Annotated in this window: 22 protein-coding genes; 12 read left to right on the top strand and 10 right to left on the bottom strand. The window is 70.6% G+C overall.

The window, feature by feature from the left end; genetic code table 11:
- Window positions 1-8: 8 nt before the first annotated feature.
- From ACGFNV_RS23855 to ACGFNV_RS23825, 7 genes are all read right to left on the bottom strand, one after another.
- Complete coding sequence (locus ACGFNV_RS23855; protein WP_393624993.1) at window positions 9-632, bottom strand: hypothetical protein; 624 nt, start codon at window positions 630-632, stop codon at window positions 9-11.
- A 39-nt stretch (window positions 633-671) separates the two neighbouring features.
- A complete protein-coding gene (locus ACGFNV_RS23850; protein ID WP_393624992.1) occupies window positions 672-2,834 on the bottom strand; it encodes a hypothetical protein in 2,163 nt (720 codons plus the stop codon).
- A gap of 18 nt (window positions 2,835-2,852) precedes the next feature.
- Window positions 2,853-3,491 carry a hypothetical protein gene (locus ACGFNV_RS23845; protein ID WP_393624991.1) on the bottom strand — a complete coding sequence of 213 codons (639 nt, stop codon included), beginning with the start codon at window positions 3,489-3,491 and terminating at the stop codon, window positions 2,853-2,855.
- On the bottom strand, window positions 3,488-6,466 hold the full coding sequence (locus ACGFNV_RS23840) for an ATP-binding protein (protein WP_393624990.1): 2,979 nt from the start codon (window positions 6,464-6,466) through the stop codon (window positions 3,488-3,490). The genes ACGFNV_RS23845 and ACGFNV_RS23840 overlap by 4 nt, the downstream gene beginning before the upstream one ends.
- A 60-nt stretch (window positions 6,467-6,526) precedes the next feature.
- Window positions 6,527-7,009, bottom strand: a complete 483-nt coding sequence (locus ACGFNV_RS23835; protein ID WP_393624989.1) for a hypothetical protein — start codon at window positions 7,007-7,009, stop codon at window positions 6,527-6,529.
- A 53-nt stretch (window positions 7,010-7,062) separates the two neighbouring features.
- Window positions 7,063-7,326, bottom strand: coding sequence for a hypothetical protein (locus ACGFNV_RS23830; protein WP_133928284.1), 264 nt, complete (start codon window positions 7,324-7,326; stop codon window positions 7,063-7,065).
- A gap of 69 nt (window positions 7,327-7,395) precedes the next feature.
- Window positions 7,396-9,024, bottom strand: coding sequence for a conjugal transfer protein (locus tag ACGFNV_RS23825; RefSeq protein WP_393624988.1), 1,629 nt, complete (start codon window positions 9,022-9,024; stop codon window positions 7,396-7,398).
- A 324-nt stretch (window positions 9,025-9,348) separates the two neighbouring features.
- On the opposite strand from ACGFNV_RS23825, the gene ACGFNV_RS23820 reads away from it, so the two are divergent.
- The 9 genes from ACGFNV_RS23820 (at window position 9,349) to ACGFNV_RS23780 (ending at window position 19,519) form a co-directional block, all read left to right on the top strand.
- Window positions 9,349-9,852 carry a hypothetical protein gene (locus tag ACGFNV_RS23820; protein ID WP_393624987.1) on the top strand — a complete coding sequence of 168 codons (504 nt, stop codon included), beginning with the start codon at window positions 9,349-9,351 and terminating at the stop codon, window positions 9,850-9,852.
- A 10-nt stretch (window positions 9,853-9,862) separates the two neighbouring features.
- Window positions 9,863-10,228, top strand: a complete 366-nt coding sequence (locus ACGFNV_RS23815; RefSeq protein ID WP_393624986.1) for a DUF4913 domain-containing protein — start codon at window positions 9,863-9,865, stop codon at window positions 10,226-10,228.
- Between the two features lie 37 nt (window positions 10,229-10,265).
- Window positions 10,266-10,568, top strand: coding sequence for a hypothetical protein (locus ACGFNV_RS23810; RefSeq protein WP_393624985.1), 303 nt, complete (start codon window positions 10,266-10,268; stop codon window positions 10,566-10,568).
- Window positions 10,569-10,746: 178 nt separating this feature from the next.
- Window positions 10,747-11,430 (top strand): hypothetical protein, encoded by a 684-nt coding sequence (locus ACGFNV_RS23805; protein ID WP_393624984.1) that lies wholly within the window; start codon window positions 10,747-10,749, stop codon window positions 11,428-11,430.
- Between the two features lie 6 nt (window positions 11,431-11,436).
- On the top strand, window positions 11,437-13,575 hold the full coding sequence (locus ACGFNV_RS23800) for a peptidoglycan DD-metalloendopeptidase family protein (RefSeq protein ID WP_393624983.1): 2,139 nt from the start codon (window positions 11,437-11,439) through the stop codon (window positions 13,573-13,575).
- Between the two features lie 56 nt (window positions 13,576-13,631).
- Window positions 13,632-15,032 (top strand): PQQ-binding-like beta-propeller repeat protein, encoded by a 1,401-nt coding sequence (locus ACGFNV_RS23795; protein WP_393624982.1) that lies wholly within the window; start codon window positions 13,632-13,634, stop codon window positions 15,030-15,032.
- 29 nt (window positions 15,033-15,061) lie between these two features.
- Window positions 15,062-16,792 (top strand): type IV secretory system conjugative DNA transfer family protein, encoded by a 1,731-nt coding sequence (locus tag ACGFNV_RS23790; RefSeq protein ID WP_393624981.1) that lies wholly within the window; start codon window positions 15,062-15,064, stop codon window positions 16,790-16,792.
- 280 nt (window positions 16,793-17,072) lie between these two features.
- Window positions 17,073-18,176: a sugar ABC transporter substrate-binding protein gene (locus ACGFNV_RS23785; protein WP_393624980.1), complete on the top strand. Its 1,104-nt coding sequence runs from the start codon at window positions 17,073-17,075 to the stop codon at window positions 18,174-18,176.
- 317 nt (window positions 18,177-18,493) lie between these two features.
- On the top strand, window positions 18,494-19,519 hold the full coding sequence (locus tag ACGFNV_RS23780) for a LuxR C-terminal-related transcriptional regulator (RefSeq protein WP_393624979.1): 1,026 nt from the start codon (window positions 18,494-18,496) through the stop codon (window positions 19,517-19,519).
- On the opposite strand, the gene ACGFNV_RS23775 is transcribed toward ACGFNV_RS23780, so the two are convergent.
- On the bottom strand, window positions 19,482-20,450 hold the full coding sequence (locus ACGFNV_RS23775) for a LuxR C-terminal-related transcriptional regulator (protein ID WP_393625188.1): 969 nt from the start codon (window positions 20,448-20,450) through the stop codon (window positions 19,482-19,484). The genes ACGFNV_RS23780 and ACGFNV_RS23775 overlap by 38 nt on opposite strands.
- A gap of 67 nt (window positions 20,451-20,517) precedes the next feature.
- Complete coding sequence (locus ACGFNV_RS23770; RefSeq protein ID WP_393624978.1) at window positions 20,518-21,501, bottom strand: helix-turn-helix transcriptional regulator; 984 nt, start codon at window positions 21,499-21,501, stop codon at window positions 20,518-20,520.
- Between the two features lie 112 nt (window positions 21,502-21,613).
- Between ACGFNV_RS23770 and ACGFNV_RS23765 the strand changes: the two genes are divergently transcribed.
- Together ACGFNV_RS23765 and ACGFNV_RS23760 are read left to right on the top strand one after the other, a co-directional pair.
- A complete protein-coding gene (locus tag ACGFNV_RS23765; RefSeq protein ID WP_393624977.1) occupies window positions 21,614-21,844 on the top strand; it encodes a hypothetical protein in 231 nt (76 codons plus the stop codon).
- A complete protein-coding gene (locus ACGFNV_RS23760) occupies window positions 21,841-22,179 on the top strand; it encodes a hypothetical protein (RefSeq protein WP_393624976.1) in 339 nt (112 codons plus the stop codon). Before ACGFNV_RS23765 ends, ACGFNV_RS23760 begins: the two co-directional genes overlap by 4 nt.
- 164 nt (window positions 22,180-22,343) lie before the next feature.
- Here the strand turns inward: ACGFNV_RS23760 and ACGFNV_RS23755 are convergent, their stop codons facing one another.
- Window positions 22,344-22,757 carry a pyridoxamine 5'-phosphate oxidase family protein gene (locus tag ACGFNV_RS23755; RefSeq protein WP_393624975.1) on the bottom strand — a complete coding sequence of 138 codons (414 nt, stop codon included), beginning with the start codon at window positions 22,755-22,757 and terminating at the stop codon, window positions 22,344-22,346.
- A 154-nt stretch (window positions 22,758-22,911) separates the two neighbouring features.
- Here ACGFNV_RS23755 and clpB point away from each other — a divergent pair, with 154 nt between their 5' ends.
- Window positions 22,912-25,509, top strand: a complete 2,598-nt coding sequence (gene clpB / locus ACGFNV_RS23750; protein WP_393624974.1) for an ATP-dependent chaperone ClpB — start codon at window positions 22,912-22,914, stop codon at window positions 25,507-25,509.
- Window positions 25,510-25,583 lie beyond the last annotated feature (74 nt).

Here is a 25,583-nt window from a genome sequence, read left to right as displayed (position 1 = left end):
CGTCGGTGTCAGTCGGCCGGCCCGTTGCTCCCCGGGGTCCCCGGGCCGTGGCAACTGAGTGCGATCCTTGCATCGGCGGGCGCCGGCTCCGCCTCGGAACCCGCCCCGAGCGTCATCTGCAACTCGATCACGGGCGCCTCGGGCGTACGGAACGACCACACGGCGACCCGGTACGGATCCCGGTGCCGAAGGCGCCACTCGGGGCTGTACCAGGGGCCGCGGCCGGGCAGTTCCGGGAAGTCCGGCGCGTCCCACGTGCCGTCCCACTGAGGCGCGCCCATGAAGCCCCGCAGCGCGTCCAGGTACGCCGTCCAGCGGGCCTGCGCCAGTTCGGTGACCCGCTGGTTCTCGTCCGTGCCCCGAGCCCGGGCCGACCACGCCGTGTGCTCGATCCGGGTGACGGGGCGACCGGGGGCGGCCGAGGCGAGGAGCAGGCGGGCGCCCTGGGGCGTACGGACCCGTAGTCCGCCCTCGAACCACAGCGGGCGCCAGCCGAAGCCCGCGCACCAGTACGTGCGCTTGCCCTCGTCCTCCGGGACCCCGGCCCACACCGTGGGCCAGTCCACGCCGATGAGCCGCTCGAGTTCCGCGACCAGTTGGTCGGGGGTGCGGTCGGCGGTCAGGGCTGGCATGGGGTGGCTCCTCGGGGTTGCAGGGGTCGGGGGACGGGGTCAGACGCGGCCGTTGGGGTTGCGCGGGTCCCGTGGGGGTGGGGGTGTCGTGGGCGCCGGCTGCTGGGGCGCCGGCGCCGGGCGGGGGACGGACGGCTGCTGCACCGGTGGCTGGGCCGCCTGGGGGGCCTGCGGCCGGGGCTGGGGGGCCGCCGGCCTTGCCTGGGGCTGCGGATGCGGCTGGGGCTGCTGGCCGGGCTGGGGGGCCGCCGACGGGTCGGCGCCCGTCTTCGGCGTGGCCGAGCTGACCCGGCCGGTGCGCCGAGCGCGCCTGTCCTCGTCCGCCTGCTCACGCTCCTGCTGGTTGTCCGCGACCATCTTCCGGTAGTTCTTGTGCGCGCCCCGGGTGTTCTCGTAGGCGGCCTGCCGCTGTTCGCGCTGGCCCACCGGGAGGAGTCCGGAACGCTGGAACTTCGCCCGCAGCAGTCGCCGGTCGATGTTGCGGGCCGCAGTGCCGGCCACACGTCCGGCGACCCGGCCCATCGTGCCGTCCTTGGGCTTGATCACACCGGCTGTCTTGTCGGCCAGGTTGCCGCTGGCCGCGCCGGCCGCGTCGGCGACACCGAGGGCGTCGTCGGCGCCCGCGACCTGCGGGGAGAACTTCCCGGACAGCAGGTTCTTCAGCAGCATGATCACGGCGATGGTGACCAGCAGGAGCATCAGCAGCTGCATGCCCAGCGGGATCTGGAGCGGCAGGATCATCTGGTAGAAGAGCAGCAGGATCGTGAGGATCACACCGAAGCCTGCGCGTAGCACGAAGCTGTGGACGAAGGTCTGCCACCAGCCTCTGAGCAGCTTCTGCTGCGTGGGGTGGATCGAGATGATCGCCACCAGGGGCAGCAGGATCACCATGATGAGCGTGACCGCGTGCCACAGCAGGGTCAGCGCGCTGAGCACGATCACCATGATGCCGACGATCAGCGAGGCGACCAGGGCGTAGATCGCGATGCTGATGCGGGTGGCCGGCTTGCGGCCGCTCCACTGCTCGTAGAAGCGGGAACTCTCGTTCTCGGCGATGTACTTGCGCAGCTCGCCGTACTTGTTCTCCTTGGACTTGATGATGTCCTTGTCGCCGTTGTAGTAGTCGAAGTTCGTCACCGACTGCACGACGACCTGCTTGACCCGCAGGTCGGTGCAGCGGTCGCCCTTGCCGAAGTCGCAGTCCTCGGTCTTCTTGTACTCGATCCGCTGCTTGCCGACGTCGCCGAACTGGCCGATGGACCAGGGGCGGAAGGCGAGCGTGTCGTACATGGCGCAGCTGGAGATCCGCATGCCGCGCTGCGGCTCGTTGTCGTCCAGGTCGCAGGGCGGGGCGACGCCGTCGACCGCGCTGTCGAGCACGGCCTCGGTGAGGGCCGCGTTGCCCTGGGCGATACCGGAGTCGGCCGTCTGGACCACGGCCACGTAGTTGCCGTTGACCAGGAACGCCGAGACGGCGACGACCACGAACGCGGCCCAGCCGACGCCGGCCCAGACCTCGCGCATGTCGCCCTTGCGCCACTTGCCGAACACCCACAGGCCGGTGAGCAGGATCATGGTGGGTACGGCGAGCTTGAACACACCGTTGTTCAGGCGGTCGACGACGCTGTCGTCACCCTCGACGGTGCCTTCGTAGAGCGCGGCGAGCGGGCTCGGGTTGGAGGAGATCTCCTTGATGCTGATCGCGGCGCGGCTGAGGATCTTGCTGAGGTCGAACACCATCTGGGCGATGGTGTTGTTGATCTCGTTCTGGATGCTGCAGTCGTCGTCGTCCGCGGAGTCGCCGTCCTTGGCCTGGCCCTGACTCACCTGGGTGGACGCCCAGTTGAGGCCGCGCATGGCGTCGATCTCGTAGAGCGTGTAGTCGCCCGCGCTGCCCGGCATCTTCACCGCGCCGGAGACGAGCTGGCGCTTGCCGTCCCACTGCTGCACGGACGGGAAGATGTTCTCCGCGTTGGCGCCGGGCATGTCGGCCATCTGGTTGATGCTCTGCGACGTCCAGTCACAGGTGTCGAAGAGGGCCTTGGCGGACTGCGGGGTGGACAGCGAGAGCGCGATCACCCCGAACACCACGAACAGGGCGGCGCGGGCGGCGACGCCCGTGCTGATCAGTTTCTCGCGGAGGGAGCGCCTCGTCCGGGGCGCCGCCGGACGGTCGGCGCGTGGCCGGCTGCGGGTCAGCATGGGGAGTCCTTCGGCGGATCAGTAGTCGGACGGGAAGTAGTCGCTCAGCACGCACCCGTCGACCTCCGCGGCCTGCTTCTCGAAGCCGCTGGGGATCTCGGCGTCCGGATCGCACGTCAGGTACTTCAGGCCGGACGCCTTCAGCTCCTCGATCGTGCGGTCGTCGACCGGGACGACCGCGAAGTCCTTGCCGACCAGGAAGCTCGCGTGACCGTCCTTCTTGGCGGCCGTCTGGAGCTTCTTCATGTCCGGGACGGTGAGCAGGGCGATGGCGTCGCTGTACTTGTCCGTGCAGACGGCCCGCTCGGTGATGCCCCAGGAAGGGTCCTCGGCCTCGGTGTCACCCCAGGCGGGGTTCTTGTCGGCGTCCTCGGAGTCGTCGTACTCGGCGCCCGGCGTCAGGTCCAGGCAGGAGGCGTACTTGTTGAGGTAGTAGGCGATGGACGCCATGTCCTTGGCCTCGGGCAGACCGGAGGCGGCCGGCTGCGAGCTGCCTCCGCTCTTCCCGTCGCCGTCGCTGCCGCTGTTCCTGCTCTCGTCGTCCCCGCTCCCGCACGCCGCCACCGACGTCGACATGACGAGGAGGGCGCAGGTGGCGAGTGCTCGCTTGAATCGCATGGTGTCCTTGCCTTGCTGGGCGGTTTCCGTGGGGGTCATGCGGCGGCCGTCGCCGTGGCCGGCGACGCCGTGCGGGCCGGGTCCTCCTCGGCCTCCTGGAGGAAGGTCCAGTCCCAGACGCTGACCGGCGGGTCGATGCCCTGGCGGGCGGGGCGGGTGGTGCCGTTGGTGTCGGTGGCGGCGAGGATCTCCTGGAAGACGAGGTCGACGGCGACCGTGCCGACGCGCTTGTCGGCGTCGCGCTGGAGGCAGACACCGGTGCGGAGTTCCTGGAGGGCGGCGATGACCTTCGGGTCGTTCTCGGGGCGGCCGAGCAACGGTGCGACCAGGGACGCCTCCTGGGCCGACTTCTGCTTGAAGGCGAAGACCGTGTGGATCTGGTTGGCGCCGCCGCTGCGGGCCTCGGAGTCCTCGATCTGGACGAGGTCGATGGCCTGCTGGGTGATCAGTACCGTGACGGCGAGGTAGGAGCGGCCCTGCTTGAGGGCGCGGCGCATCAGGTCGCGGCCGGACTCGGTCGCGGTGACCACGTACGCCTCGTCGACGAAGAGCGCCTTCGGGCGCAGGCCGACCTCACCGGTCACCGGGTTCTTCTCGTAGCCGACGTCGAGCATCTGGCTGCCCAGCTCCACGACCGCCATCAGCGCCGTCGCCGCGAGGCGTTCCGCCGGGTTCCAGTTGCGCGGGTCGGAGGCCGCGGGGGACTGGAAGCCGCGCAGGGTGATGACCGTACGGCGCTTGCGCATGCTGGACAGCGGCTGCGGGCGCTCCGCGAAGGACAGGCGGGCGTACGGGAGCGTGCGCAGCTCCGTGAGGAGCATCTGGGCGAGCTTGAGGTCCTTCTGCGCCTCGCGGTCGCCGGACGCGACCGCGTGGTCGTACGCCGCCACGACCTCGTCGACCACCTGCCACAACGTCGGCCGGGGAACGGTGAGTTCGGCGTCGCGGGCCGTCAGGCCCTGCTCGACCGCCTGGCGGATCGCGGAGTTGTAGCGTCCGATGACCGTGGCCATCCCCTCGATGACGGGGAGGCGCACGCGCTGGTAGTCCTCGTCGCCGAGGAAGCCTCGCAGCATCGACTCGGCGAGGAGTCGGCCGGCCGGGACGTCGCGAGCGATGACCCAGGGGTCCAGGACGCCCGCCTGGCCCTTGAGGAGGTCGACGACCTCCGTCTCCGCCCAGAACTCCGGGTTCACCGGCTGGAATCGGCTCGCCGGGGTGCCGAGGATGCCCGACTCCGCGTCGGACGCGAAGGCCGGGTCGTTCACCTGGGAGCCGAAGGCGAGGTAGTAGCAGAGCTGGGCGAAGTCGGTCTTGGGGTCGATGACCAGGCAGCGCACGCCCGACTCCGACTCCTCGTAGAACTTCTGCAGGGCGAGGGAGGACTTGCCACCGCCGGACGCGCCGACGATCGCCAGGCCACCGCCGTCGTTGCGGGCCGGGCCCACGTGCAGCGAGTAGTGGACCGGCATCTTGCCCGCCCAGCCGACCAGGTTGCCGACCCAGCCCAGGCGCTTGCCGGAGCGCTGCTCGGGGTTGTCGCCCAGCTCGGTGCCCGCGGTGGGCAGCCCTGCGCCGAGCTGCTCGACCTCCTGGAGGCGCAGGTAGGGCGCGATGGGCAGCTTCGGGGCGTCTCCCGGGAGCTGGGACTGGAGCAGGCGCCACTGCTGACGGGTCGGGCGCAGCAGGGTGACCTTCAGGTCCTGCTTGAACTGCATCTCCAGGATCCGGCGGCGGCGCTCCAGCTCCTTCACGTCCGGCGCGGAGATCGTGAAGCGGATCTGCGCCTCCATGCCCGGCATCTTGTGCTCCTCGATGTCGTCGACGAGCTCCTGGGCACGGGTGACCTGGCTGCCAAGTTTGGTGTCGGGGGTGCGGCCGGAGTTGGCCATGTCGTTCATCTCGTCGACGAGGTTGCCGCGGATCTTGTCGGCACGGTCCTTGAACCTCAGGTACGGGATGAGCGTGAACCGCATGTCGATCTCGACGGGGAATTCCACGTGCTGGGCGGCGTAGCGCGCCCACGCGGTCGACTGGCGGAAGCGGGTCTCGGCGGGCCAGTTGGCGGCGACCAGGGTGGTGGTGTAGCTGGTCTGCTGCTCGCCCGTGACCTCGTCGTACTGGTGCAGCACGATGTGGGTCTTGCGGTTCTCGCCGGAGAAGTCGACGACCAGGTCGAACTGGTTGGGGCCCCAGGCGCGCGAGCCGAGCACCGGCTCCGGCGGTACCGGGAGGTCGCCGTGCAGCGGCTTGCGGATCAGCCAGACCAGTTCCTCGCGGGTGAGCGGGGCGCCCTTGAGGCCCTCCAGGCTCTCGTGGACCTCGCTGGCGACCTGCGCCCACTCCGCGATGACGTGCGGGGACAGGTGCTCGTCGGCGACACCGGTCGCGGTGGCGGCGGCCTGGTCGGCGGCGCCGCGCACGCCCTGGAGCAGGCCGGGCTCGTCGTAGGGCTCGTCGTCCTGGGAGACCACGCCGGTCCCGCCGCTGGTGCGCTTCAGCGAACCCAGCTTCACCAGCAGGATGTTGCGCTCCCGCTTGGCGCCGATGCGCTCCTGGTAGTCCGCCTTGCGCAGGTTGTACGCCTTGTAGTTCTCGGTGGGGTCCCAGGCGACCGCGTTCAGCTCCTCCGCCCAGGTCAGCGCGGTGATCGGCTGGTACACCTTGCGGTAGTGGCACTCGACGTTGCGGTCACCGCGCGCGAGGTTGAGCAGGCCGCGGGCCGGGCCCTCGGCCATCGCCTGGAGCTCGCCGGCGTTCAGGTACTCGTCGATCGCGTTGGGCAGCACCAGGCCCGTCCACACCGAGTCGCCGTGCACGAAGATCATGTCGTCGGCGTAGCGGTAGGGGAGGCGCAGGTCCTCGCGGCGGGCGGAGGAGTTCGACGACTTGGCACGCGACGAGGACGACTGCTTCTGGCCGCCCTGGCCCTGCTTCTTGCTCGACGAGGCGGCCATGATCATGGCGACCACGAAGAAGGCGGCCGCCCCGCCCAGAAGGATCAGCATGAACATGGAGGAGTCACCCTGCGGTAATCGAGAACGGTTTGCGGTGGGTCAGCGGAGGCGGTGTTTTCAGCGGGAGGCGGCGAACGCGCTGCCGCGCTCGGCGGCCGCCCGGCGCGCGGCCTCGTAACGCGCCTGCCAGCGCGGGGAGCCGGGCGTGAAGAGGATGACCTGCCAGTGCAGTTCCTCGGGCTCCTGGTCGGCGGCGAGACCCTGCAGCCGCTTGGGCTGGAACCACCAGTCGGTCCACACCACCAGCTGCTGGCTCAGCGTGAGCGCGGAGGGCAGGGGCCGGCCCCAGACGAAGTAGACGGCGAACGGCGGTCCGAAGTAGAGGACCGACGTCCACATCGACATGCCGAGGAAGGGGAGGAACGCCGACAGTGAGAACAGCGCGATCAGCCAGAGCAGCCCGAAGCCGAAGGCCGCGCCCAGCGCGGGCAGCAGCAGACCGGGCAGCGGGATGTTGCCCCAGTTCCAGATCCGCTTCGGCCTGTTGACCAGGTCGGTGTGGTCGTACGCGACCAACGGCTCCGGAGCGTCAGCACTCATGTCGGCGAACTCCCCCCTTATGGATGGTCAGGACGGTCGGTCTGAACGGCCGGTCAGCCGTTGCCGCCGCCGATCTGGCCGCCGAGGTCGATGAGCACACCGGCGAGGCCGGTGGCGCCGCCGATGATCAGGGCGGCGAGCGCGATCATGCCGAAGCCCTGGAAGGCCTCGCGCATGCCGTCACCGCGCTTCATCGACAGGAGCATGCGGATGCCGAGGATGAGGAGGGCGATGACGGCGACCATCGTGCCGGCGTTGCGGAGGATCGTCTCGATCTCTCCGAACATGTCCTCCATGGTGGTGGCTGCCAGGTACACGGTGATTCCTCTCGGGTGGTGAATGAAGAAGCGGTGGGGGGCGGCGCCCATCGGCGGGCGCCGGCCCGGTCAGGACTTGCCGGGCTTCCGGCCCTTGGACGACTGGGTGGTCGTGGAGGCGGAAGCGGACGGGGAGGCAGGGCCCGAGGCGTTCGGGTCGGCCGGGTCGGTCGGGGCGCTCGACGGGGCGCCGGTGCCCGTGCCGGGCGCGGTGTCCGTGTCGTCGCTGTCGGCCCGGCCGCCGTCCGGGTCGAGCACACCGCCGCGGATGTCCTTGATGAACCAGCCCTGGGCCGTGTTCACCACCGTCATCCGGTACGAGCGGCGCACGGTCTCGCCCTTCGGGTCGCCCCAGTCGACGATCACGCGCACCTGGACGGACTGGCCCTCCTTGTAGGCGTACGGGTCGGTGTCCTTGACGCTCGCCGGGACGAGCGCGACCACGTCGTTGACGGTGGGTTCGGACAGTCGGCCCGCCAGGCCCGACGTGGCCGCCTGGGACGCGTCGGTGGTGGTGAAGCGGGACATGGCGGTCGCGTCGGAGGCGCCCCAGGCCGTGAAGTAGCCGGGCAGCACCTTCTCCTGGAGCTGCTGCGACAGGGCGTCGTCCACGACGTCGTTGTCCTGGTCGACCTCCGGCACGTCCGCACGGGCCGGCATGGGCATCTGCCCGACGTCACCGGCGACGCGCATGCCCTCGCCGGTCTTGAGGTCCTTCACGTACACGGGGACGGTGAGCGTGGTGAGCGCGCCGTCGGTGGTGCGGACCTGCACTCCGATGTAGCGGCCGTTGTCGCCGTACTCGGGAAGCTTCTCGGCGGTGCCGTCCCAGGTGGCGGAGAGGGCGGTGCTCTTGCCCTCGCCGCTCCAGCCGCACTCCGGGTCGACGCCCGCGGAGGCGTAGCGGGCGAGGTTCTCGCGGCGCGTGGACGCCCTCTCGGGGGAGTACGTCATGCACAGCAGCGCGTACTGCTCCGCGAACGACGCCGCCTGCTGCGTCGGGAAGTCCGTGAGCCGGTACCTGGCGGCGTCGGCCGCGTCCAGGCCGGCGGTCGAGGGGCCGGAGGACTTGCCGACCATCAGGCCCATCACACCGCACGAGCCCAGCGCGAAGACGCAGGTGGTGATGAGGAGGGTGGCGCGGAGGGCGACGTGGGTACGGCGGCCTCCGGGGGCGATGCGGCCACCGGGCTTGGGGACGTCGAAGTCGCGGGAGGGACGGGCCGGGGGCGCGGTGGTGGCAGGGGACGCGGTGCCGGAGGGAGCGGAGGCGGCCGATGCGGAGGAGGTGGCAGCGGCCGTCGGGGCGGGCGCCGTCGCCGTGCCGCCCTTCTTGCGCTGCTCCTTCGCCGCCTTCTTCCGCTCGTACGCCGCCTTGCGCGCCGCGCGTTCCCGCTCGCGCTTCTCCTTCTTCGACTCGCCCTGCGGACGCGCCGTCTCACGCGGCGGCAGCGTCGGTACGGCGGCCTGGCCGGGCGCGTTGCGCACCCAGGCGGCGGCGACCTGCGCGCGGGCCGCGTCCGAGGGGAGCTGCTGGGGCTGGGCGTAGGACGGCTGCGGGGTGGCGGGCTGCTGCTGCGCCTGGGCCTGCTGGGCCTGCTGTCCCCCCTGCCCCTGTGCCTGCCACGCCTGCTGCTGCGGCTGTTGCGGCTGCTGGGGAGGACCGAAGGACCCGGGCTGCCCGTTGTGGTCTGTCATCGAGTCGGCTACTCCAGCGAGTCGGTTCCCCGTCCGCCTGGGCGGGTCCGAACCGCACCGCACGACGGGCCCTGGCTCGGCCAGGTGCGCTGGCAGTGTGACAAAGACCGGTCACGGGACCGGGGTCGCTTTTCCCGGCGGGAGTCGGGGGATTCCCGGCGGGGTCGTCCAGGGGAATCCGGCCGGGAAAAGTGGCGGGGACATGGCGGGACAGGGGGAAGGTGCGCGGAACGGGCCTCGGCCCACAATGCGCGGGGCACGTCTGTCCGACGTACCCGTAGTTGGAGACCCGACGGACCCGACGGACCCTGCGAAGGACGAGAGTTGAGCGACGAGAACGGGCATCCGCAGCAGCCCGACCCGCGCACCTGGGGGGTACCCCAGCAGGCGCCGCCTGCGGTCCAGCGGGTACCCCAAGCCCCCCAGGCGCCCCAGGTCTTCCAGGCCGAGCACGCCTGGGTCGACGGCTACGAGCCCGGCAACCCCTGGCAGGCCCGCTTGTGCGTGCAGACGCCGTACGGGACGTACGCCTATCCCCTCACGCCGAACACGATTCCCGAACTCCTAGAGCAGATGGTGCTGGTGGCGCAGGAGCAGCAGGGGCTGCCGGTCGGCTTGGACGCCGAACCCGAGCCGTCCGGGCCCGGCGCCGAGGAGCAGGACGAGGACGAGCAGGGCGTCGGCAACCGTCTCCAGGGCGGGCGTGCGGCGCGGATGACGGGGTGGGCCGTCGTCCATGACCTGTGGGAGCGCGAGGATCCGACGGCGCGGATCGTGATGGGCGCGGTGGTGGTGGGGCTCCTGCTGCTCGGTGTCTTCCTGACCTAGGAGCGGAACGATGAGCGCCACCACCGAAACCGCCGCGGAGGAGCCGGAGTTCTACTTCGCCGACGTGTACGTCTTCGTCTCCGACTACCTCGCCCAGATGATCCGCCGCCGCGTCAACGGCACGTCGGCCACTTGGTGCCCCAAGTGGTGGGAGCACCCCGAGGCCGGTGCCCGCCTCTCCGCGCTCTGGCTGGCCTGGGAACACCTGCGGCACGACCCCGCCCTCGGCATGTCGACGTGGTGGCTGCACCACGCCGACCCGCACCTGCGCCTCCTGATGGACGCGGACACGGGCCCCTTCGCGGCCTGCTCCCCGCGTGACGGCCACACGGCGTACCCGTTCGACCCGCTGCCGGTGGACGCACGGCCGGAGTGACCGGTGCGGGGCACGGGGCGTGGGAGACGATGGGGCGGTGAGCCGTGAACAGAGGAAACGCGAGAAGCAGGTCCAGGACGCCTTCGACCGCAGCACCGGTTTCTACACCGCGACCGTCGACGCGCCCCCCTACCCCCACACCGTTCTCGGCGTGGTGGTGGGACAGGAGCGGTCGAGTCCGGTCGAGGCGCTGGTGAGCATGCAGGAGGGGGCGCGGGCTCTCGGCGCCGACGGCGTCCTGGGCACCGTGATCACCGGTGCGCCCCCGACGAGCGTTCCCAACAACCCCCGTTACTTCGCCTACGGCACCGCCGTGCGGTGGGCCGCGACGGAGGACTGATCCCGGGCGCCGGCTGACCTCACCCGCGAAGCGCCCGCGCTTTCCTCCCTTTTCCCGCCCCCGCCCGGCCCTTTCCCCGCCGGGAATTCCCGCAGCTCCGGCCACCCCGCCTCCCCCTACCGTGTCCCGGTCACCCCCGTAACGCCGGACCGGCTCAGCACAAGGGAGGCGCGGGAACGTGGAGTTGCCTGCCGAGAACAAGCGCACGGCACTGCTGGCGCTGGCGGTGCTCGGTGCCCTCTTGATCGCCGTACTCACCGTCTTCACCGTGTTCAACGGCGACGACGGGAGCGAGAAGAGCGACGAAGGCGGCGCCTCCGCGGCGCCCACAGCCACCGCCGGGAAGGGCGGCTCGGGCGCCGAGGACGACCAGGACACCGGCGCCGACGACGCGAAGGGCGGCGCGGCCCAGCCGATCGTCTCCTCCGCCGAGGCCGCCGAGGCCCACGAGGTCATGGCGCGGTACATGGCGGGTCTCACCACGTACGACCACACGAGCAGGCCCGCGGCCTGGACCGCCCCCCTTCTCCGGCTCACCACGAACGACCCGCGGATGAAGCAGGTCACCGCCCTGCCCACGGGCAAGGAGTGGGCGACCTGCCAGGTCGACCGGTGCTCCTCCAAGGGTGCCGCCGTCGTCGTACGCGACGCCCTGGTCTCCGACGACCTGGTGCGCGACAGCGGCCGTTCGATGTCCAGCCTGGTCAAGGTGACCGCCCAGCACACCGCGGGCGGCGAGAGCACCACCGAGTCCAACCAGTGGCTGGTGACCGTCAAGGAGGAGGACGGCCAGTGGCTCGTCTCCGGGTTCGACGTCTTCGGCCTCGGTGACGTGGGCGCCTCCGACGACTCGGGGGTGTGAGCCCGCATGGTTGCTCCGGCGGTACTGGCCGCCGCCAGCAAGGCGGCGAAGGTCGCCAAGGCGGCCAAGGCGGCGAAGCAGGCGGCCCAGCGCGGTGGCGGCGACGGCAAGGACGGCGGCAAGAAGAAGAACCGCAAGTGGATGTGGATCGCCGGCGGCGCCGGCTTCCTGCCCCTCGCCGGCATCGGCACCCTCCTCCTGGTCCTCCTGGGTTCCCTCCTCGGCGGCATGGGCGCCGGTATGGCACAGGCCGCCTGTGACGACTACGCCGACAACGCCAACGCGGGCAACACCGGTGACGCGGCGGCGACCAACCCGGTCATGCCGGCCGGCAAGATGTACATGCCGAGCGAGACGGCCCGCAACGAGATCCCGCCGAAGATGATCCTCGCCGCGATGCGCGCCGCCGCCCGCTACGAAGGCCTCGACTGGACGCTCATCGTCGGGCAGATGTACCAGGAGACCAAGTACGGCCAGGACAAGTCGGCCGCACCCGGTGGCAAGAACTCCCTCGGCTACATGGGCATCCTGCAGTTCGGCACCCCGGCCTGGACGGACTACGGCGCCGACGGCAACGGCGACGGCAAGAAGGACCTGTACAACATCGACGACGCCGCCTGGGCGGCCGCGAACTTCCTGCACGCCAAGAAGGCCGAGACCAACGCCTGGCAGGCGCTGCTGACCTACTCCGGCTCCACGGCCTCCAACACGATCTACCCGCGGGTGGTCCTCACCCAGGCCGCCCGCTACCGCGGTGTCCTCACCGGTGACCAGGAGCTCATCAAGCGCTGGTACGCCCATCTGAAGGCCACCATCGAGAAGAACCCGGACTTCCCCACCCTCGGGCAGCAGTCGGACATCCCGGAGCCGGTCGGCAACAACGCGCAGCCCGGCTCGGCGCTGAGCATCGCCGCGACCGCGCCCCGCTCCTGGTCGACGCCGGCGCTGGACGACGGCGGGAACGGCACCACCACCGCCATGGCCCCGGCCGCGTACACGACCGGCCTCACCGGCACGGGGAGCACCGCCGGCACGGGGAGCACCACCGGCACCACTCTCGCGGCTCCCGCCGCCTTCCCGCGCGCTCCCAAGGAGCCCGCCGCCGGTGGCAGGAACTGGCAGTGGCCGATGAAGCAGGGCACCTACACCATCGGCACCAAGTACCACCAGACCGGCAACATGTGGAGCCTCGGCTACCACACCGGCCTCGACCTGGTCGCGCCCTCCGGCACCCCGATCTACGCCCCCGCCGACGGCAAGATCGTCCACGCGGGCCCGGGCGGCTCGTACGGCAACATGACCGAGATCCAGCACGCGGACGGCACCATCACGCTCTACGCCCACCAGACCTCGATCAAGGTGTCCGTCGGTCAGCAGGTCAAGCGTGGTCAGCAGATCGGCACCGTCGGCGCGACCGGCAACGTCACCGGCCCGCACCTGCACTGGGAGGTCCGCGTCCCCGGCGTCGACAACCCGTTCGTCGCCGGCCAGGACCAGGGCCCGGGCATGGTCGACCCCGAGGACTGGATGAAGGGCCGGATCACCGCCAACCCCGACTACGGCACGACTCCGGGCTCCGACTCGGGCGGCCGGGACGCGCAGTACGCCGAGTGCGCCGAGGACAACGGCGGCGCGAACGTGGCCCCCGACGGCGCGGGTGCCTCCGGTGTGATCCCCGACGCCGACGACCCGGTCATCCGGGCGGTGCTCGGCTGGGCCCAGCGCGGCATCGGCGTCCCGTACGTGTTCGGCGCGCCGCGTCTTCAGGGCGAGAACCCGACCAGCTTCGACTGCTCCAGCTTCACGCAGTGGGCGTACTACATGGCCAGCGGCGGGAAGATCGACATCGGGTCGACGACGTACACGCAGGAGCCGTACCTCAAGGCGCACGAGGTGCCGTTGTCGCAGGCCCAGCCCGGAGACGTGATCTTCTTCCGGCCGGAGGGCAGCGGCCGCTCCGGTCACGTCGGCCTGGTCTGGGACCCCAAGGGCCACAAGATCATCCATGCCCCGCGTCCCGGCAAGACGGTCTCCTTCAGCACCTGGGACGTCCAGGACGAGATCACCGGCGTCTACCGCGTCCCGATCCCCCAGGGCACCAACGCCGTCGAGGGCGACGGCAAGTCCGGCGCGAAGGGCGCCTGAAGGGCTGCCGCCGGTCAGTCTCGGCGGCACCACAACCATCCGATGGAGCAAGGAAGTTGAAGAAGACACGCACCGCCCTGATCACCGGCACCGTCCTGACGCTGGGGCTCGTCGCCGGCTGCGGCGGGGGCGAGGACCAGGAGCCCGCGCACGGGGACGGGAAGAGCGACCCGTCGGCCACGGCGTCCGCAGGGGCGGGCGGCCCCGTCTACGGCGGTGAGCGCGTCCCCGGACTCGCCGCGAAGCCCGCGTGGAGCATGGCGCAGGACGGCGACGCCCCGTACAACTGCGGTGGCGACGCCGCCGTCGCGCACGATCAGCAGGACGAGCAAGGCGTCTGCGTGGTGGGCGACGCCTTCCTGCTGGTCCAGGACCTGTCCGCGCCGGTCGCGGAGGGGGAGACCGAGCCGCAGACGGCGCGCTTCGTCGCCCACCTCTACGACGCGGCGACCGGCAAGGAGCGCACCTCCTTCACCGTGAAGTGCGGTTACGACCCCACCGGCGACTACACGCCCGCGCGTGACACCCAGGTCCAGGTGGGCGAGTGGAAGGACGGCAGCCCGGCCGTACTGATCCGCGACTGCCGGAACACCGAGGCGGGCGGCCTGAAGAAGGCCACCGTCAAGACCGCCTACACCATGTACGCGCCCAGCGGAGCGAAGCTCGGCAGCTCGGCCTACACCGGCGAGGAGAACGCCGAACTCCCGGTCGTCCGGGGGCATGTACTGCTGCCGGAGGCGTCGTCGTACACCGACACCCGGACCTTCGCCCCGATCGGAGGCGGCAAGAACCTGGAACTGCCCGCGGAGACCGTGGAGACCGCGCCCGTCGGCACCGGCCAGGGCTACGCGGTCGACGCCGAAGTGGCGACCGGGTCCCTGGCGGTGATCGACCGGAGCACGGGCAGGACTGCCTGGAGCAGCGCGGACGCCACCCCGCCCGCCGACGTCGCACGGCAGTTGAAGGGCGGTGACGAGGCGGACGCCAGTCTGTACCCCCTCGCCGGGGACCGGGCGATCGTCATCTGGTCGGCCAGTGGCTCGGACGAGGGGGTCGTCACCACGGCCGACTTGGCGACCGGACGGATCCTCGCCACCGGACCGCATGTCACGCTCGACATGCTCCCGCAGCAGAGCCCGCCCGTTGTCTCGCCCGACGGGAAGACGGCCGTCCTCCAGTACGCCGGGGGAGCGGTGGCGTGGGACCCGCAGACCGGTGACGAACTCTGGCGGCAGAAGGCCGACGAGAAGGACATCGAGCCTCGGTCCATCACACCCGGCGGGATCCTGTACGCCGCTCTCGACGGCACGGAGAACGCCGTCCTGGACGCGCGGACGAAGAAGCTGCTGTCGACCGGGTCCGCGGCGGCGGACGTCCCGGGCGAGTTCACCTCCGACGGCCACACCCTCGTCCACGCCGACAACGGCCTCTTCGCCTTCGCGGCGCAGAAGGCCTGACGCGCATTCCAGAAAGGACGGACCCGCGGGTGACCGCAGACCAGAAGAAGAAGCCCCGCGCCGAGGACGACTGGACCTTCGAGATCGCCATCGCCGTCGCGGTCGTCCTGCTGTGCGGGGCCGGTGCCTGGCTGGCGGCGAAGGTGGGGGCCTCCTTCGCGGACGTGCCCGCGCCGCCGTCGAACCCGCTGTCGTTCCTCGTGGCCGTGGTGAAGGGGGACTACAGCTGGCCCGGTTCAGCGGCCAGTGCCGTGGCCGCGGGGGAGGCCCTGGTGCTCGGGATTCTCGGGCTCGCCGTCTACCGCGTACGGCAGCGGATCCGGAACAAGCCCAAGGTGGACGGGGCGGCCCAGCACCTCGCCAAGGGTGAGGAGCTCGGGAAGCTCACCATGAAGGGCGCGGCGGCCACCGCCGAGCGGCTCGGGGTGCGGGCGCGGACGCCCGGTGTGTTCATCGGACGGTCCGTCAAGGGCAGGCAGCCGCTGTTCGGGTCGTACGAGGACATGCACGTCGACATCTGGGGGCCGCGGACGGGCAAGACCACCCGGCGGGCGATACCCGCCATCCTCGACGGGCCCGGGGCCGTCCTCGTCACCTCCAACAAGCGGGACATCGTCGACGCCACGCGCGGGCCGCGGTCGGCGCGCGGGCCCGTGTGGGTGTTCGACCCGCAGCAGGTCGCCGCCGAGGCGCCCACCTGGTGGTGGAACCCGTTGTCGTACGTCACGGACGTGGCCAAGGCCCGCAAGATGGCCGACCACTTCGCGTCCGGCTCGCGGGACGCGAACGCCTCCACCGACGCCTTCTTCGACCCGGCCGGACAGGACCTGCTGGCCAACCTGCTGCTCGCCGCGGCCTGCGCGAAGGCGCCGATCACCCAGATCTACTCCTGGCTGTCCAACCCCAAGGACGACACCCCGGAGCGGATCCTGCGCGGCGCCGGGCACACCATGGCCGCCGACGGTCTCGCCGGTGTCATCAACGCGCCGGAGAAGCAGCGCAGCGGCATCTACGGCGTGGCCCAGCAGATGGCGTCCTGCCTGATCAACCCCGAGGTCAACCGCTGGGTGACGCCGCCCGCCGACCCGCACGCCCCCGAGTTCGACCCGCACGCGTTCGTGCGGACGGGCGGCACGCTGTACTCGCTGTCGCGGGAAGGCCGGGACAGCGCGGGTCCGCTGGTCACCGCGCTCACCGTCGCCGTCGTGGAGGCGGCGGAGGAGTACGCCACCACCCAGCGCGGCGGGCGGCTCCCGCTGCCCCTCGTCGGAGTCCTCGACGAGGCCGCCAACGTCTGCCGCTGGCGCTCCCTGCCCGACCTGTACTCCCACTACGGGTCGCGCGGCATCATCCTGATGACGATCCTCCAGTCCTGGGCGCAGGGCATCGAGGTGTGGGGCGAGCGCGGCATGGAGAAGCTGTGGTCGGCCGCGAACGTCCGCGTCTACGGCGGTGGCGTCTCCGACACCCGCTTCCTCGGCGATCTGAGCGAGCTGGCGGGCGAGTTCGAGCTCCGCGAGTTCCAGACGAGCCGCGAGTCGGAGTTCGGCGGCTGGTCCGGCGCCCGCACGGTGAGTGAGTCCACGCGCCGCGAGCGCGTGCTCCAGGTGTCCGACCTCGGCGCGATGCCCCCGGGCCGGGCCCTGGTCCTGGCCTCCGGCACCAAGCCGGTGCTGGTCGAGACGATCCCGTGGTGGGAGGGGCCGTACGCCGGTGAGGTGCAGGCGTCACTGAAGAAGTACGACCCCGGGGCGCGCTGAGCGGGGTTGTCGGGAACGTGAGTGGGGCCGGGGGTGATCCCCGGCCCCACTCACGTCGAACGGCCGGTGTACGGCTCCTCCCCGATGTCTCCCCGACTTCTCCTCGGCTCTTTTTCTCCACAAGCGGAGGGTGATGTTGTCATCTCGTTAAGTGGGACAGCTTGACTCCGACGGTCACCGCCGCGTTGTCTTTTCAGACACTGGGTCAACATGCCGCACCCGATCTCCACAACATGCACCTGAACACGCACCTGAACACGCACCTGATAGTGAGCCCCGCATGCGTCGTATCGCCATATCCGTGGCAGCGTCCACGTTGACTCTCTCGCTTGCCGGCTGCGGCATGCTCAACGCGACGGGGGACAGCGCCGCGGCCAGCCCGACCAGGGGCAACGACATCACGGTGGGCGTGCTGATGCCGGAGAAGACGAACACGCGGTACGAGGAGTTCGACTACCCGATCATCCAGAAGAAGGTCGCCGCCCTCACCAGGAACCAGGGCAAGACGGTCTACGCGAACGCCGCCGCCAAGGCGTCGACGCAGGTGAAGCAGATGCAGAAGATGATCGACGACAAGGTCGACGTCATCCTGCTGGACGCCGTCGACGCGCACACCATCGCGGACATGGTCAAGAAGGCCAAGGACGCGGGCATCCCCGTCATCGCCTACGACCGGCTGGCCGAGGGCCCGATCGACGCGTACGTCTCCTTCGACAACGAGCTCGTCGGCGAGGTGCAGGGCCGCTCCCTGATCGAGGCGCTCGGTACCGCCGACGCCTCCGACAAGGTCGTCATGGTGAACGGCTCGCCCACCGACCCGAACGCGGGGCAGTTCAAGCAGGGCGCGATGTCCGAGCTCAACGGCAAGGTGACGATCGCCGAGTCGTTCGACACCGCGGACTGGAGCCCGGAGATCGCCCAGGCCAACATGACCAAGGCGATCGACAAGCTCGGCAAGGACAACATCGCCGCCGTCTACTCCGCCAACGACGCCATGGCCGGCGGCATCATCAAGGCCTTCGAGAAGGCGGGCGTGAGCGAGCTGCCCCCGATCACCGGGCAGGACGCGGAACTGTCGGCGGTGCAGCGGATCGTCAGCGGCGAGCAGTACATGAGCGTCTACAAGCCCTACCCCGGTGAGGCCGAGGCCGCCGCGGAGATGGCCGTCGCCAAGATCCAGGGCAAGGACATCCAGTTCGACGCCCTCACCCGCAAGAAGGTCGACAGCCCCACCGAGAAGGACATCCCGGCGCAGCTGGTTCCCGTGGTCTCGCTGACGAAGAGCAACATCAAGTCCACGGTGGTCGCGGACGGCATCTACAAGGTGTCCGACATCTGCACCTCGAAGTACAAGTCCGCCTGCGCGGCGATCGGCCTGAAGTAGGCAAGCCCGCGGCAGCGCGATGAAGTAGGCAGGCCCGCAGCAGCGCGAAGAGGGGTTCACCCCGGTTCCACGTCCGACACGTGGGGCCCGGGGTGGACCCTTCTTCCGTCGGGGGGAAGGCGCCGGTTCCGGGGGCCTCCCGGCGGGTACGGTCCCCCTCCATCAGCTTGTTGCAACGTGCCGGACGGAGGCCGGGAGGAAGCGGGACGTACGGGTGGTTTTCTCCGCTCGTCGGGACGGGAGCCGTGTTGCGGAGCAGGTCCGGGCCGCGCATAGTGGCGCTGCGGAAGAGGCGGAAACCGGGGGTGGGACGGTCGATGGCCGGGCACGGCACGGGGGGTCATCCCCACGGTGCTGACCGACTGTGCGAGGCCGGGGAGCGCGTGTACTCCCGGGCGGTACGGCGGGGCAGGGTGCCGCGGGGCGACGCCGTAGCGGTGCCGTGTCTGCTGGAACTCGCGATGCTCCACCCGGACCCGGACGACATGGACTGGCTGGTGCCGACGTCCCCGCAGGAGGTCATGACCCGGCTGCTGCGCGCGGTGCACGACGAGGTCAGCGCGAGTCAGCGGCGGGTGGGGTCTGCGGTGGAGGCCGTGGAGCGGTACGCCGGTCTGGGCGTCCGGCCCCCGGCGGCCGGTGTCTGGGAGGGCACGGCGATCCGGGTCCTGGACGGGCTGACCCGCATCCAGGCGGCGATGGACGAGGCGACCCAGGCGTGCACCACCGAGGTGCTGACGGTGCAGCCGGGCGGGATCCGCCGTGAGCACGAACTCTCCGAGGGGCTGCACCGGGCGCTGGCGCTGCGCGGCCGGGGCGTGCGGATGCGCGACCTGTACAACCACGTGGCCCGGCACGGGCAGGGCCTGCTCAACTACCTGGAGCTGATGGGGGACGCGGTCGAGGCCCGCACCCTCGACGAGGTCATCGACCGCCTCATCCTCTTCGACCGCACGGTCGCCTTCGTCCCCGCCAACACCGAGCACACCGTGGCGTTGGAGCTGCGCCACCCGGCCCTGATCGCCTACCTGGTGACCGTCTTCGAACGCCTCTGGCGGCTCGCCGTCCCCCTGACGGCACCACTCCCCGCCACCGGCATCGACGGCATCTCCCACCGCGAGCAGTCCATCGCCGCGCTCCTCGCCGAGGGCCACCAGGACGCGGTCATCGCCGAACGCCTCGGCATCAGCGTCCGTACCTGCCGCGCCCACATCGCCCGCCTCTCCGAGACCCTCGGCGCCGCCAGCCGCACCCAACTCGGCGTGCGCATAGCCCAGGCCGGCCTGGACGGCCCGCCCCGAACGTTCATCCCTCAGGTTCCAGAATCCCCGAGCGCCCGATGAGGTACCCGAGCTGGGCCCGGCTCTCGCTGCCCAGCGTTGCCGCCAGTTTGGCGATGTGGACGCGGGCGGTGCGGACGTTCATGCCGAGGCGTTCGGCGATGACCGTGTCGGTGTGACCCTCGACGAGGAGGGCGGCGATGGCCCGTTGGCGGGGGGTGACGCCGTTCAGGGTGGGCTGCCGGACGGCCTCGGGGTACATGGGGGTGGCGAGCCGCCACAGCCGCTCGAAGGTGGTGACGAAGTAGTCGACGAGGGCGGGGTGGCGGACCTCCAGCGCGAGGCTGCGGTCCTTGTTCGCGGGGATGAACGCCACGGTCCGGTCGATGACCAGCAGCCGCTCGGTGACCTCGTCGAGGCCGCGCGCCTCCACGTCCCCGCGCAGCCACTCGTAGCGCGCCAGCACGGTGGGCGCGTACCGCATCGTGTGCTGGTAGAGCGTACGGATACGGCCGCCCCGGTCGAGCAGGTCCTGGTCGCGGGCCATGGCGTCGGTGAGGACCACGGCGGGCCTGCCGGCGTGGCTGATGTGGGGCTGGATGGCGAGGAGTTCGTGGGAGGCGTCCGCCATCGCCTCGGTGATGGCCAGGTTGATCGGACCCCGGCCGCTGAGGAGGCTGATCGCGGGCGTGCCCCCGGCCGGGGTGCGGTCGCCGCCGAGCCGCATCAGCGGTTCGAACACGTCGACGAGCTGCGCCTCGCGCCGCCGTTCCCGCGCGATCCGGTCCTCCGAGGTCCGCAGATGGCGGTGGAGGGCCACGGCGGGCGCGAGGGGCTCCAGCCGGTCCGGGTCGTCCACGGCGGGGTGCAGCAGGCCGAAGGTGACCACACAGGGCGCCTCCTGGGCGTCCGCGGCGGGGATCCGGCCCTCGCGCAGGGCCCGTTCGTACAAGCGGCTCCCGGCGGCGCACAGCTCCTCCACGCCGTGCTCCACGTGCGCCGCGCCCCCCGGCCCGCCCTCTCCCGCGGGTTTCTCCCCGTTCCGGTGTTCGGCGGTCACGTCAGTGGTCCCGGTCCAGCATCCCCGACTGCGCGATGAGGAAGCCCAGTTGGGCCCGGCTGCCGCTGCCCAGGGCCGACGCCAGCTTGGCTATGTGGGCGCGGCAGGTGCGTACGTTCATGCCCAGCCGCCGCGCGATGGCCTCGTCCACATGACCCTCGATCAGCAGCTTCGCTATCGACTTCTGCACACCGGTGATGCCCTCGGGCGTGGACTCGTAGGGGACCTCCTCCAGGAGCGGGGTGGCCCGCTGCCAGAGCTGCTCGAAGACCCTGATGAGGTACTGGACGAGCCCGGGGTGCCGTAGCTCCAGCGCCACTTGCCGGTCGTCCTGCGCGGGGATGAAGGCGACCGTCGTGTCACAGATGATGAGCCGCTCGATCAGCTCCTCCAGGGTCCGTATCTCGACCTTGGCGCCCGCCATGCCGTCCACGTAGGCGAAGGTGCTCTGACTGTGGCGGACCGTGTGCTGGTAGAGGGTGCGCACGGAGATGCCGCGCTCGATGAGGGGTTTGCTGCGCGTCAGGGCCTGGCTCAGGATGTGTTCCGGTCGGCTGCCGCCGGGCTGCACGGTGAGGACCTCGCTGCGCGCCTCGGCGATCGCCACGTCCAGCGCGGCGTGGATGCGGTCGATACCCTCCAGCACGGTGATCGCGTGCGTGGTGGCCGGTTTCTGGGCACTGATGGCCAGGAAGGGTTCGAAGGTGTCCGTGAGATCCACGCTGAGCCGGCGGCGGTCCTGGATCTCCCGTTCCAAGGGCTGCAATTGCTGGGCGAGCGCGATGGAGGGCGGAACCGGACGCAGCCAGTTCGCATCATCCGGGTCGGGGTGGAGCAGTGCGAACTCCAGCAGACAGGGAGCGGGCTCGACCTCGTCGCGGGAGATGCGTCCGGAGCCGAGCGCACTCGCGTAGAGACGCGTTCCCTCGGCACACAACTCGGTGATGCTGTGAGGATGTGTCGGCTTTGTGTGATTTGTTGGCAAATCTCCACCCCCCAGGGTCCTGAACGTGCAGGAACATGATGCATCTCCTGTGTGGCATTGACGTGCCTGAATGAGCCATCGTCTTGTTTCGCGGGGGAGAGGAAGCCATCAAGTGAGGACGAAGCCGACCATGAATAAGAGAATGCTTCGCTCGGTGCTTGCCACTGCCGTCGTTGCTCTGGCGCTGGCCTTCGGTGGGGCCGGTTCTCTCGACGTTGGCTGGCTGACCCCTTCCGACGCGGCGAGCACGTCGGCGAACACCAACGGCACGCAGGACGACGTCGGCTGGGTGATCAAGGCTCAGGACGTCGGCTGGTCGACGCCGGCGGGCAAGAGCGCATGACCACCCCACCCGACGACCGCTCGTTCCGACGCGAGATGGCGACCGCCTATCGCTCCGGCTGGCACTTCATCGACCTGGTCACCGCCATCCCCCACAGTGGTGACTCGTTGATGGTGACCGTGTTCGGAGAGCCGGTGGTCGTCACCCGCGACGAGGACGGTGACCTTCGGGCGTACCGGTGCCTGCGACGGCCTCGGGGGGCGCCGCAGCCAGTGCGGTGCGCCATCCGGTACGGAATGATCTTCGTGAACCTCGACCAGCGCGACCACCAGCTCGCGGAGTCGGCCCCCCAAGCCGCCCCCAGCACCATCTCAGCCACCCCCCGCAGTGCCTGACGCGATTCCCCCGTCGTAACAGATCGCTCAGGCGCTTCCCCCCGCAGCGGCGTCACCGTGACCTGAACACGGTGACGCCGCTGCAGTTTTCGGGGGATTCATGCTGTTCTCGACGTGTTTCCGCCACGTTCTCAACTGGCCGGAAACCGTCTTGGCCGGACGGGTCAGCCCCGCCCCATCGCCCGCGTCAGCTCGATCTCGATCACCACACGGGCCGGGTTCGGAGCGGGCGTGCGCCCGTAGCGCTCCGCGTAGCGCCGCTCCGCCTCCGCGACCCGCTCCGGCTCGGTGCGGACGAAGGCCCGGCCCTCCAGCGTGGCCCAGCGGCGCCCCTCCACCTGGCATACGGCGACCCTGGCGCCCTCCGTGCCCGCCGCCCGCACGAAGCCCGCCTTCGCGCTCGCCTTGTTCGTGATCACCCGCGCGAGCCGGGCCTCGGGGTCGTAGGTCACCCCCACCGGGACGACATGCGGGCTGCCGTCCGGGCGCAGGGTCGTCAGCGTGCAGAGGTGGCGTTCACGCCAGAAGGCGAGATACGGCGCGTCGGGTGCGCCGGGATCCTGAGGGTATGCGGACATGGCCCGGAATTTAGCCGACCCCGGGATCTCCGGGCGTTCCCGGATACCCGCTCCCCACTTGGATCCCTACCTTGGATCCCTACCTTGAGTGGAATAGACTCAACTTTACGTATGTTGATTGAGTCACGGCTGACGCAAGGAGGAGACAGGCAACGTGGACGCCGAGCTGACCAACCGGAGCCGGGACGCGATCAACGCGGCCAGCAACCGCGCCGTGTCCGAGGGACACGCCGACCTCACCCCCGCCCACCTGCTGCTCGCGCTGCTGGAGGGCAAGGACAACGAGAACATCATCGACCTGCTGGTCGCGGTCGACGCGGACCAGGCATCCGTACGGGCGGGCGCCGACCGTGCCCTCGCCGCGCTGCCCAGCGTGACCGGGTCGACGGTCGCGCCGCCGCAGCCCAACCGCGAGCTGCTCACCGTCATCGCGGACGCGCAGGCCAGGGCGAAGGACCTCGGGGACGAGTACCTCTCCACCGAGCACCTGCTCATCGGGATCGCCGCCAAGGGGGGCGCCGCCGGTGAGGTGCTCTCCCGGCAGGGCGCGACCGCGAAGAAGCTGCTGGAGGCGTTCCAGAAGTCGCGCGGCGGGCGCCGGGTCACCAGCGCCGACCCCGAGGGCCAGTACAAGGCCCTGGAGAAGTTCGGCACCGACTTCACCGCCGCCGCCCGCGAGGGCAAGCTCGACCCGGTCATCGGCCGGGACCAGGAGATCCGCCGCGTCGTGCAGGTCCTGTCCCGCCGTACGAAGAACAACCCCGTCCTCATCGGCGAGCCCGGCGTCGGCAAGACCGCCGTCGTCGAGGGGCTCGCCCAGCGGATCATCAAGGGCGACGTGCCCGAGTCCCTGAAGGACAAGCGGCTGGTCGCCCTCGACCTGGGCGCGATGGTCGCCGGGGCGAAGTATCGCGGCGAGTTCGAGGAGCGCCTGAAGACCGTGCTCGCGGAGATCAGGGACTCCGAGGGGCAGATCATCACCTTCATCGACGAGCTGCACACGGTCGTCGGCGCGGGCGCCGGCGGCGACTCCGCCATGGACGCCGGCAACATGCTGAAGCCGATGCTGGCCCGCGGCGAGCTGCGCATGGTCGGCGCGACCACCCTCGACGAGTACCGCGAGCGGATCGAGAAGGACCCGGCGCTGGAGCGGCGCTTCCAGCAGGTGCTGGTCTCCGAGCCGACCGTCGAGGACACCATCGCCATCCTGCGTGGCCTCAAGGGCCGCTACGAGGCCCACCACAAGGTCCAGATCGCCGACGCCGCGCTGGTCGCCGCGTCCACCCTCTCCGACCGGTACATCACCTCCCGTTTCCTGCCCGACAAGGCCATCGACCTCGTCGACGAGGCGGCCTCCCGGCTCCGTATGGAGATCGACTCCTCGCCCGTCGAGATCGACGAACTCCAGCGCGCCGTGGACCGGTTGAAGATGGAGGAGCTGGCCCTCGACAAGGAGACCGATCCGGCCTCCCGCGAACGCCTGGAGAAGCTGCGCCGCGACCTCGCCGACAAGGAGGAGGAGCTGCGCGGCCTGACCGCCCGCTGGGAGAAGGAGAAGCAGTCCCTCAACCGCGTCGGCGAGCTGAAGGAACGCCTCGACGACCTGCGCGGACAGGCCGAACGTGCCCAGCGAGACGGCGACTTCGACACCGCGTCCAAGCTGCTGTACGGCGAGATCCCGGCCCTGGAACGCGACCTGGAGGCCGCCTCCGAGGCCGAGGAGGAGGCCTCCAAGGACACCATGGTCAAGGAGGAGGTCGGCTCCGACGACATCGCCGACGTCGTCGCCTCCTGGACCGGCATCCCCGCGGGCCGCCTCCTGGAGGGCGAGACGCAGAAGCTGCTGCGCATGGAGGACGAGCTCGGCAAGCGGCTCATCGGCCAGAGCGAGGCCGTACGGGCCGTCAGCGACGCCGTACGGCGCTCCCGCGCCGGTATCGCCGACCCCGACCGCCCCACCGGCTCGTTCCTCTTCCTAGGCCCGACCGGTGTCGGCAAGACCGAACTCGCCAAGGCGCTCGCGGACTTCCTCTTCGACGACGAGCGGGCCATGGTCCGCATCGACATGTCGGAGTACAGCGAGAAGCACAGCGTGGCCCGGCTGGTCGGCGCGCCCCCCGGGTACGTCGGCTACGAGGAGGGCGGCCAGCTCACGGAGGCGGTGCGCAGGCGGCCGTACAGCGTGGTGCTGCTCGACGAGGTGGAGAAGGCGCACCCCGAGGTCTTCGACATCCTCCTCCAGGTGCTCGACGACGGGCGGCTGACCGACGGTCAGGGCCGCACGGTCGACTTCCGCAACACGATCCTGGTCCTCACCTCCAACCTGGGCAGCCAGTACCTGGTCGACCCGGTGTCGACCGAGGCGGAGAAGAAGGAGCAGGTGCTGGAGGTCGTACGGGCCTCGTTCAAGCCGGAGTTCCTCAACCGGCTCGACGACCTGGTGGTCTTCTCGGCACTGAACAAGGACGAGCTGAGCCGGATCGCCCGGCTCCAGATCGACCGGCTGGCCAAGCGTCTCGCCGACCGCCGCCTCACCCTGGAGATCACCGACGCGGCCCTGGCCTGGCTCGCCGACGAGGGGATGGACCCGGCGTACGGTGCCCGTCCGCTGCGCCGTCTCGTCCAGACCGCCATCGGCGACCGCCTCGCCAAGGAGATCCTCTCCGGCGAGGTCAAGGACGGCGACATGGTCCGCGTCGACGCCTTCGGTGACGGGCTGATCGTGGGCCCGGCCACGGGCAAGGCGCTGTGACCCCGATCCGGCCTGCTGCCCCACGGTGTGCGGCAGGCCGGATCATGTCAGCCCTGGGCTGACACGTCCCGTCG

The organism is Streptomyces sp. NPDC048751 (assembly GCF_043198595.1).
Taxonomy (GTDB): domain Bacteria; phylum Actinomycetota; class Actinomycetes; order Streptomycetales; family Streptomycetaceae; genus Streptomyces.
The sequence above is the reverse complement of the archived record's forward strand: the minus strand, read 5'-3'. Positions and strand labels throughout refer to the sequence as shown.

Coding starts and splice junctions, on each gene's coding strand:
- ACGFNV_RS23855 (WP_393624993.1), bottom strand. CDS start 632: ATGCCAGCCCTGACCGCCGACCGCACCCCCGACCAACTGGTCGCGGAA.
- ACGFNV_RS23850 (WP_393624992.1), bottom strand. CDS start 2,834: ATGCTGACCCGCAGCCGGCCACGCGCCGACCGTCCGGCGGCGCCCCGG.
- ACGFNV_RS23845 (WP_393624991.1), bottom strand. CDS start 3,491: ATGACCCCCACGGAAACCGCCCAGCAAGGCAAGGACACCATGCGATTC.
- ACGFNV_RS23840 (WP_393624990.1), bottom strand. CDS start 6,466: ATGTTCATGCTGATCCTTCTGGGCGGGGCGGCCGCCTTCTTCGTGGTC.
- ACGFNV_RS23835 (WP_393624989.1), bottom strand. CDS start 7,009: ATGAGTGCTGACGCTCCGGAGCCGTTGGTCGCGTACGACCACACCGAC.
- ACGFNV_RS23825 (WP_393624988.1), bottom strand. CDS start 9,024: ATGACAGACCACAACGGGCAGCCCGGGTCCTTCGGTCCTCCCCAGCAG.
- ACGFNV_RS23815 (WP_393624986.1), top strand. CDS start 9,863: ATGAGCGCCACCACCGAAACCGCCGCGGAGGAGCCGGAGTTCTACTTC.
- ACGFNV_RS23800 (WP_393624983.1), top strand. CDS start 11,437: ATGGTTGCTCCGGCGGTACTGGCCGCCGCCAGCAAGGCGGCGAAGGTC.
- ACGFNV_RS23785 (WP_393624980.1), top strand. CDS start 17,073: ATGCGTCGTATCGCCATATCCGTGGCAGCGTCCACGTTGACTCTCTCG.
- ACGFNV_RS23780 (WP_393624979.1), top strand. CDS start 18,494: ATGGCCGGGCACGGCACGGGGGGTCATCCCCACGGTGCTGACCGACTG.
- ACGFNV_RS23760 (WP_393624976.1), top strand. CDS start 21,841: ATGACCACCCCACCCGACGACCGCTCGTTCCGACGCGAGATGGCGACC.
- ACGFNV_RS23755 (WP_393624975.1), bottom strand. CDS start 22,757: ATGTCCGCATACCCTCAGGATCCCGGCGCACCCGACGCGCCGTATCTC.